Origin of the sequence: Corynebacterium sp. EPI-003-04-2554_SCH2473622 (genome assembly GCF_001665955.1) — a bacterium.
GTDB classification, from domain to species: Bacteria; Actinomycetota; Actinomycetes; order Mycobacteriales; family Mycobacteriaceae; genus Corynebacterium; species Corynebacterium pseudodiphtheriticum.
In genome coordinates, this window is the sequence record NZ_LZMN01000045.1 from 20562 (window position 1) to 27807 (window position 7246).

At 60.5% G+C, this 7246-nt stretch carries 7 protein-coding genes; 3 read left to right on the plus strand and 4 right to left on the minus strand.

Annotated elements, in window-relative coordinates; all coding sequences use genetic code 11:
- Window positions 1-2 precede the first annotated feature (2 nt).
- A complete protein-coding gene (locus A5774_RS05405) occupies window positions 3-1253 on the plus strand; it encodes a UDP-N-acetylmuramate dehydrogenase (RefSeq protein ID WP_156519553.1) in 1251 nt (416 codons plus the stop codon).
- Between the two features lie 34 nt (window positions 1254-1287).
- Here the strand turns inward: A5774_RS05405 and A5774_RS05410 are convergent, their stop codons facing one another.
- Complete coding sequence (locus A5774_RS05410) at window positions 1288-1797, minus strand: hypothetical protein (RefSeq protein ID WP_064833726.1); 510 nt, start codon at window positions 1795-1797, stop codon at window positions 1288-1290.
- Between the two features lie 45 nt (window positions 1798-1842).
- Complete coding sequence (locus tag A5774_RS05415) at window positions 1843-3081, minus strand: alpha/beta hydrolase family protein (RefSeq protein ID WP_064833728.1); 1239 nt, start codon at window positions 3079-3081, stop codon at window positions 1843-1845.
- Window positions 3082-3262: 181 nt separating this feature from the next.
- Here A5774_RS05415 and A5774_RS05420 point away from each other — a divergent pair, with 181 nt between their 5' ends.
- Entirely contained in the window at window positions 3263-3718 is a 456-nt protein-coding gene (locus A5774_RS05420; RefSeq protein WP_064833730.1) for a hypothetical protein, read from the plus strand.
- A 2-nt stretch (window positions 3719-3720) separates the two neighbouring features.
- Here the strand turns inward: A5774_RS05420 and A5774_RS05425 are convergent, their stop codons facing one another.
- Both A5774_RS05425 and A5774_RS05430 read right to left on the minus strand, forming a co-directional pair.
- Entirely contained in the window at window positions 3721-4686 is a 966-nt protein-coding gene (locus tag A5774_RS05425; protein WP_082936117.1) for a polysaccharide deacetylase family protein, read from the minus strand.
- 218 nt (window positions 4687-4904) lie between these two features.
- Window positions 4905-6887, minus strand: coding sequence for a beta-ketoacyl synthase (locus tag A5774_RS05430; protein WP_231892355.1), 1983 nt, complete (start codon window positions 6885-6887; stop codon window positions 4905-4907).
- A gap of 11 nt (window positions 6888-6898) precedes the next feature.
- Here A5774_RS05430 and A5774_RS05435 point away from each other — a divergent pair.
- Window positions 6899-7246: hypothetical protein (locus A5774_RS05435; RefSeq protein WP_156519552.1), on the plus strand; the 348-nt coding region annotated here is incomplete at its 3' end.

The following is a 7246-nucleotide window of genomic DNA, read 5'->3' on the forward strand; positions in this document are numbered from 1 at the left end:
TTATGACTCAAGCAAATACGGCCTTGGATACCCCGGAGTTGCAAACGCTTGCCGACGCCGGGGCGCTCGAACGCGTCGATGGCGTGGAATTTTCTCAGTTGACGACGTTTCACCTGGGTGGTGCCCCGCGGGCTGCCGTGCGAGCCGCGACTGGTGAGGCCGCCGCGGCGGTGGTCCGCGCCCTGGATGCTGCCGGGGTGGAGCTGCTGATTGTCGGCGGCGGTTCGAATTTGCTGGTGACCGACGAGCCGCTCGATGTGGTCGCGGTGCTTATGGGCGATGACCAGCTAGAGATCGACGCCAGCACCGGTGTGTTGCGCGCGGGTGCGGGTGTTGTCTGGGATGAGGTCGTCGCTGCCAGCATCAATGCGGGGCTTGGTGGCTTGGAGTGCTTATCAGGTATTCCGGGTTCTGCCGGTGCCACCCCGGTGCAAAACGTTGGCGCTTATGGTGCGGAGATCGCGGATGTGCTCACCCGCGTGCAGTTACTGGACCGCTCGACTGGTGCGGTCGAATGGGTGCCTGCCAGCGCGCTGGATTTGGCGTATCGCTATTCCAATTTGAAATTCACCGCACGTGGGGTGGTGCTTGCCGTAGAGTTCCAGCTGCGCACTGATGGTTTGTCAGCTCCGCTGCGTTTTGGCCAGCTGGCGGGCGAGCCGGGCCAGCGTCGCGATCCAGCGGAGGTGCGTGAGGAGGTGCTGGGCCTGCGTCGTTCCAAGGGAATGGTGCATGATCCAGCAGATCATGACACGTGGTCGGCGGGTTCGTTTTTTACCAACCCAGTAGTGCCGGAGACGCTTGCCGACGAGATCACCCAGGTGGTTGCCACCGAGCTGGGTGCCGACGAAGCAGCGGGCATGCCGCGTTTCCCGGTGGCTGCAGGCAGCATGGCCACTGAGGGGTCTGATACTGGGGGTTCTGGCACTGAGGTTTCCGACACTGAGGGGTCTGGCACTGAGGTTTCCGGTGGTGCCGCAAGGGCTTCCGGTGGGGCTGGAAATGGAGCCGCAGAAGCACTGGTGAAGCTGTCTGCCGCCTGGCTGATTGATCGTGCGGGTTTTGCCAAAGGCTACCCGGGTGCGGATGCCCCAGCGCGCTTGTCGACGAAGCACACCCTGGCCCTGACCAACCGGGGCGCGGCGCGGGCTGCGGACGTCGTCAAGTTAGCCCGTGATGTGCGCGCCGGGGTACAGGAAAAATTTGGGGTACAGCTTGAGCCCGAACCGCTGTGGATTGGGCTGGAAATCTAGCCACCATCCGTGGCGAAAGACTGCGCGAAACGGGCTAGCGCGGGACTTCGATGGTGACGGTTTTGCCTCCGTAGCCATGTTCTTGGTCGTGGCCTTCGACGGTGACCTCGTTGACGTTGTCCGGGATCTCGAAGGGGCCGCGGGAACGAGTAAAAGGCTGCTCGTTGGCGTGGCCGAGTCCGTGTTCGGCTAACACGGTGCCGTCTTCGTCGAGCACGCGCCAGCCGTCGGCGTAGCGCTCCGGGGAATCATAGGGCGAGGACACCGTCACGGAGATGCGGTATTCGCCATCGGAACCGGATAATTCGGCTTCCAGAATGTCAGGGTATTTCTGGTCGGCTGTGTCCGAAGCAGCATCTTTTGCATCGTCTTTCGCCTTGTCGGCCACGCTGCCTGCGGCGTCAGTAGCGGATTTAACCGCGCTCGAGGCCTGCTCGGTAGCGCTATTAACAGTCTCATCGGCGCTGTCCGCGGCATTAGAGCATGCTGCCAAGATAAGCATGGAGGTCGCGGCCAGGGCAGTGAAAGTACGTGAAAGTTTCATGCTCGCCTAGTATAACTGCAGCTCACGCGTCTAGCAGGGTTGTTACTATTCTCCCGGGGTCGGGTAGGTGTATTTGCCTTGGGTTACGCTGGCCCAGGCCACGGGGAGCTGTTGCTTGTAATACGGCCAGTCGTGGATGCCGGTTGGTGCGTGGTCGAACTCAATGCGCTCGTGCATCAGGCCCTTTTCCTGCAATGAGTGCTCCAATTCCGCGGTGCATTGGTTCGTGAGTTTTTCCAGTGTGATATTGCCGAAGAACGTCGGAATGCCCTCGGGGCGGGCCAGCTCAATATCATGTTCAGTAGCGTAGCCATTGGCGGAATAAATATAGACCGGCATGCTGGCGATACCCTTTGGGTCCGAGACGACGTCGTTACGCAGGCGCTCTGGGGCGTTGCCCGGGCCCCACATCAGCTCTGGGTTGCCACCCATGACAAGCGCTGCCAGGTCGAAATAAGCACGGCCAGCAGTGCTGATCGACGAATAGCACCCCGAAACCGAGAAAGTACCGGAATACAGCTGTGGGTACAGATTGGCCAGACGGACGGCAGCCGAACCGCCCATGGACAAGCCGCCGATATAGCGCTCACCGTTAAAAGGGATGCCGGTTTGTTGTTCCATCACGCCAGGTAGTTCCTGAGTCAGGAAAGTTTCCCACTTTGCGCGGCCCAAATATGGGTCGGTGCTGTTCCAGTCTGTGTAGTTGGTGCCACCAGCCTCGACGGGCATGATCGTGGTGACGTGTTCATTCGCCATGGTTCCTTGCACGTCGCCTTTTCGCAGCCATCCGGACTGACGCGGAGCTGACACGCCGTCGAGAAGATACAGCATCGGTGCGGCTGTGTCGCGGTCCTTCGGGTATTGCACTTGCACCTGGACGACGCGGCGCATTGCCGGGGACTCCACGTAGAGACGTTCGACAGCGAAGCGCTCATCTGCTTCGCGGTGGATCAGGCGCGGCTGTGCAAAATCCTGCTCCTTGTCGATGGTGTAGGGGGTTTGCTCACCCCATAGGTTCCACATGGGCAGTTGATGCCAGGGGGTGTGGTTCTGGAAAAATTGAAGAACATTTAGCACATGTCCCTGCACAGCTGGGTCTTTGGACCATTCCGCCATTGGCTCGGAAGAGCCATCGAAAGCGATCCGGGAGCTGGTTTCGCTGGAAAACTGTTGCGCGTGTGCTTGTGGGGTGGCCACGGCAGATGAGACAGCAGCGGCTGCAGGCAGGCTGAATGCCGCAGTCAGAGCAAGGGCAGCTGCGCGCTGGAATAACGAGGATGACATGGGCTGGCTCCAAAAGGATAAGTCGAGTGGGGAGATCTCGCGGCTACGTGGCGTGCGAGCCGATGAGCTTTGGAGACATCATAAATGGGGGCGCCGAGAAATGTAGAATCCCAAAAGCTTTCGCGAGTATCTGGGTACTCTAGGTTTATGTGACGCTTTAACCCCGGAGGTGTAATCCCCTATGGCGAATCAACAATCTCGTCTACATTCACAAGTTTTTGGATACAATGCTGCTCGCTGGGCTTGGATCGCAGTGACAGTAGTTATCACCATCTGGTTTTTGCTCATGATGAGTTGGGCGGCGTTTCTCTTGGTCATCGTGCCGGCAATCGTCGTGTTGTTTCATATCGACACTCAGTTAGACCAGAAGCAGCAGACGCTAAAAATCAAAGTCCTGTGGGTCCCTGTAAAAACCTGCAACTTCGCAAATATCAAGGAAGCTGCAATTCCACAGGACCCTTTGCCATTGGAACGTAATACCTTCGGCGTGCACTTCATCGGAGGTGCATTGTCCATGCACGCGGGCGCGGCCAACTTGGCGCTGGAGATGACAGATGGCAAAACCTACCGCGTGACGGTGGACCGGCCACAGCAGTTTGTGAAGCGGTTGAATAACGCGGCTCAACGCGATGCGTAGCCCTAGCGGGTACCGTAGACCCGTCCAGGTTCCGGCGAGCCGTGCAGGCGATCCAAAGTCACTGGTTCTAGGCCTTTGGCGCGCAGCCCGTCGATGATGCAGGTGGTCGCGTCTGCGGTGGTGTTGTGAATATCGTGCAGCAGCACGACCTCACCGCCGTCGGCTTGGTTGACCGTGCGTTCGCAGACCGTGTTGGCGTCGCGATCACGCCAATCGAAAACGATGACATCCCACAGCGCGACCCCCATCCCGTGCGCACGGGCTGCCTGCACGACGTTGTCATTGTGCGCCCCGTACGGTGGGCGCAACCAGCGTGGCGTCGCACCAGTGACCGCTTGCACAGCCTTGGTGTTTTGAGAAATCTCAGTATGCACACGAGCTGGGCTGCTCAGCGCGAAATTCACGTGCGTCGTTCCATGATTGCCGATGGTGTGGCCCGAATTGACGATGCGACGCGCCGTATTTGGCAAGACATGCACCATCGGGGTCTGCACGAAAAACGTAGCTTTTGCGTGTTTGGCGTCGAGCGTATCCAGAATTCGGTTGGTCGGCGGCTGCGGGCCGTCGTCGAAAGTTAAAGCTACGCAATTCGAGCAATCACCGGCTGGAGTAACAGGAGCTGGTGGTTGATAACCAGGCTGCAAGTTTGGTGGGGTCGGTTTGCTGCGTGGTTGCGGTGTGGAAGAAAGCTGCTGGACTTCCTTAGGCAAGGAAGCGAAAAACGCACGGTAGGCCTCGTCGGTGGAGTTATGGAAAAACTCCAGGATCTGTGATCCTAACTGGAACTGATCCCAGCGTGGCCCAATCGAGCTACCGGGAAGAGCAGGTGCGGAAGAAGCAAGATTCACTACGGCGCCAGAGCGCGCCGAATTGCTGGAACTCGCAGGATTAGCGTGTGCTTCGATCGGACACGAAAGCAAGCTCGCAATGATGGTGAACGAGCCGAAAATTACGGCGAGTTTCTTCACGTCTGGTGCCTTCCGGAAATTAAGGGAGTGGTTGGTGAACTGACTATAACAAGTTACGGAAGTTGTAGAAGTGAAAGAAACTCACTAGTGGTGCAAATAAAACTGAAGGGTCCGCACTGATGGCCCGCAGCGCGGAAAATCAGGACGAACCCTTGTCAGTTAATAAACATGCCGGTGTCGGTTACCGGCGCTGATTTTTAGGCCGAGAACCCTAAAACCTAATCCCTCCTGCCAGATTCACCAGCCTCACCCGGCAGCGGGTAGGTGCCGTCAGCACCCAGGCGAGCATCCTCGTCCAGCAACAGGGCGATCTCCGCTTCCTTCGAACCCCGCTCCGGCAGGCGACGGCCCTCAATCACACTGAACAACGCGCGGCGGCCAATCATGCCAGCCTCGCGGTGCGCGGCACCAGCAGCCAGACGAGCATCCGCCTGCTCGCGCCACGCACTCGCAGCGTCCTCGCCGAACTGCGCGGCCACCGCAGCTTCGAAGACACCCGGGTGGCCGTAGACCACCACGGCACCAACGTGACCGAAGCCGAGCGAGGTCAACACAGCGGCTTTCACCGGACGCCCGGCGTCGGCAAGCGAAACGCCGTCGCGCAGCCACACCAGGTTCTTCGCTTTCGGCTCGATCAGCGGATCCACGCAATCCAACGCCGCATTGTGCGGCACCCGGCCGGTGCGGAAGACATCGATCAACCCACCGGTCTGGAACAGCGCGGCACCAGCCTTGGAGTGGCCGGTCAGCGACTTCTGCGAAATCACAAACAGCGGAGCATCGGCGTCCCGGCCGACGGCAGGCCACAGCATGGAGTGCAGCTCGGATTCGTTCGGGTCGTTGGCGTTGGTGGAGGTATCGTGCTTGGACAGCACCGTCACGTCGTTCGGGTGCAAGCCCAGACCACGCAGCGACTTTGCCAGGCGCGAGTTTTCACGGCCCCGTCCAGCGCCCAAAGCACCCAGGCCCGGGGCAGGGATCGAGGTGTGCGCACCATCGGCATAGGACGCCGCGTGTGCGACCACCGCATAGACCGGCAAGCCCAGCTCGCGGGCCAAGGAACCGCGCACCAGCAGCACGGTTCCGCCACCTTCGGCCTCCAGGAAGCCGCCGCGGCGGCGGTCGTTGGCACGGGAGATGAAGCGCTCGTCGATGCCCTGGTCGGTCATCTTCTTCGTTTCCGCGGTTGCGTTCATGTCACCGAAGCCGGCCAGCGATTCCACCTGCACGTCATCGATACCACCGGCCACCACCACATCGGCCTTGCCCAGCTTGATCTTGTCGCAGCCTTCCTCGATGGAGACCGCAGAGGTCGCACACGCACCGATCGGGTGAATCATGGAACCGTAGCCACCGACCAACGACTGCATCGTGTGCGCAGCAATCACGTTTGGTAGGGCTTCCTGCAGGATGTCCGACGGGCGCTCCTCGTCCAAGAAGCGCGAGACGAAGACCTTGTGCAGCGATTCCATGCCACCGATACCGGTGCCTTGGGTAGAAGCAATATCACCCGGGTGGATTGATTGCAGCAGTTCCGCGGGGCTGAAGCCGGCGCTGATGAACGCGTCGACGGCGGTGACCAGGTTCCACACAGCCATGCGGTCCAGGGCGTCGACCATGTGCTCCGGAATACCCCAGCGCGTGGGGTCGAAGTTATCCGGCATTTGGCCCGCCACCGTGCGTGTCAGCGTCGCCTTGCGCGGCACCTTCGCGGTAGCGCCCTGCAAGCGAGTGACCTGCCACTCGCCGTCGGACTCGGCCACGCGAGTAAAGGCTGGGTCAGCAGCTTCGATATCGCGGGCCTGGGCCTCGGAAGGCACGGTGAAGGTGATGTCGCGGTCCAAGAAGACCGTCGCCAAGTCAATTGAACCCTGATCCTGCAGGTGATACTTATCCGACAAGGTGCGCACGCCAGCGCGGGCGACGACCTCATCGCGGAAGCGAGCATAGATTTCCTCTTCGGCGATTTCTGCCCCATTGGCGTCGTACCAGCCCGGGGTTGGGTCTTCGGCCCAGTTGACCAGGCCCGTCATCCACGCCAGTTCCAGAACACCGGCGGCGGTTAGTTCCACCGAGCCGTCGCGCTGAATACCGTATTCTGCCTCGAAACGGGTGCGGCCCGAGCCCCAGGACGAGACCTCACCGACACCAGCGATGACGATCATGTCATCCAGATCTGTGGTGATCTCACCGGTTTCCACACGCTCCGGCTGTGGAGGCCGCGGGTATCCGGGTATGGAACCCAGCAGAGATTTCCCACGAGCTGATGGGCTTGGCTTCTGCCGAATCCCGCGCGCAGGCTGCCAAGGCTCCGCTGCACCTGGATCTGACCGGTGGTTTGGGGGACACGTTGAACATGGCTGAGCTGACTTCCCAGGCGGCAGCGAATGCGGAACAAGCCGCCGCGGCCGCAGCAGAGGCAGCAGCCAACGCCCCCGCTGCCCCGGCGACCATCACGGCCCTGCCGAATATCGCAGTGCCTGCACAGCCGGAGCGTGTGGAAACCGGTGAGATCACCACAGATCTGGATGACATGATCGTCATCGCTGGTGTCGGTGAG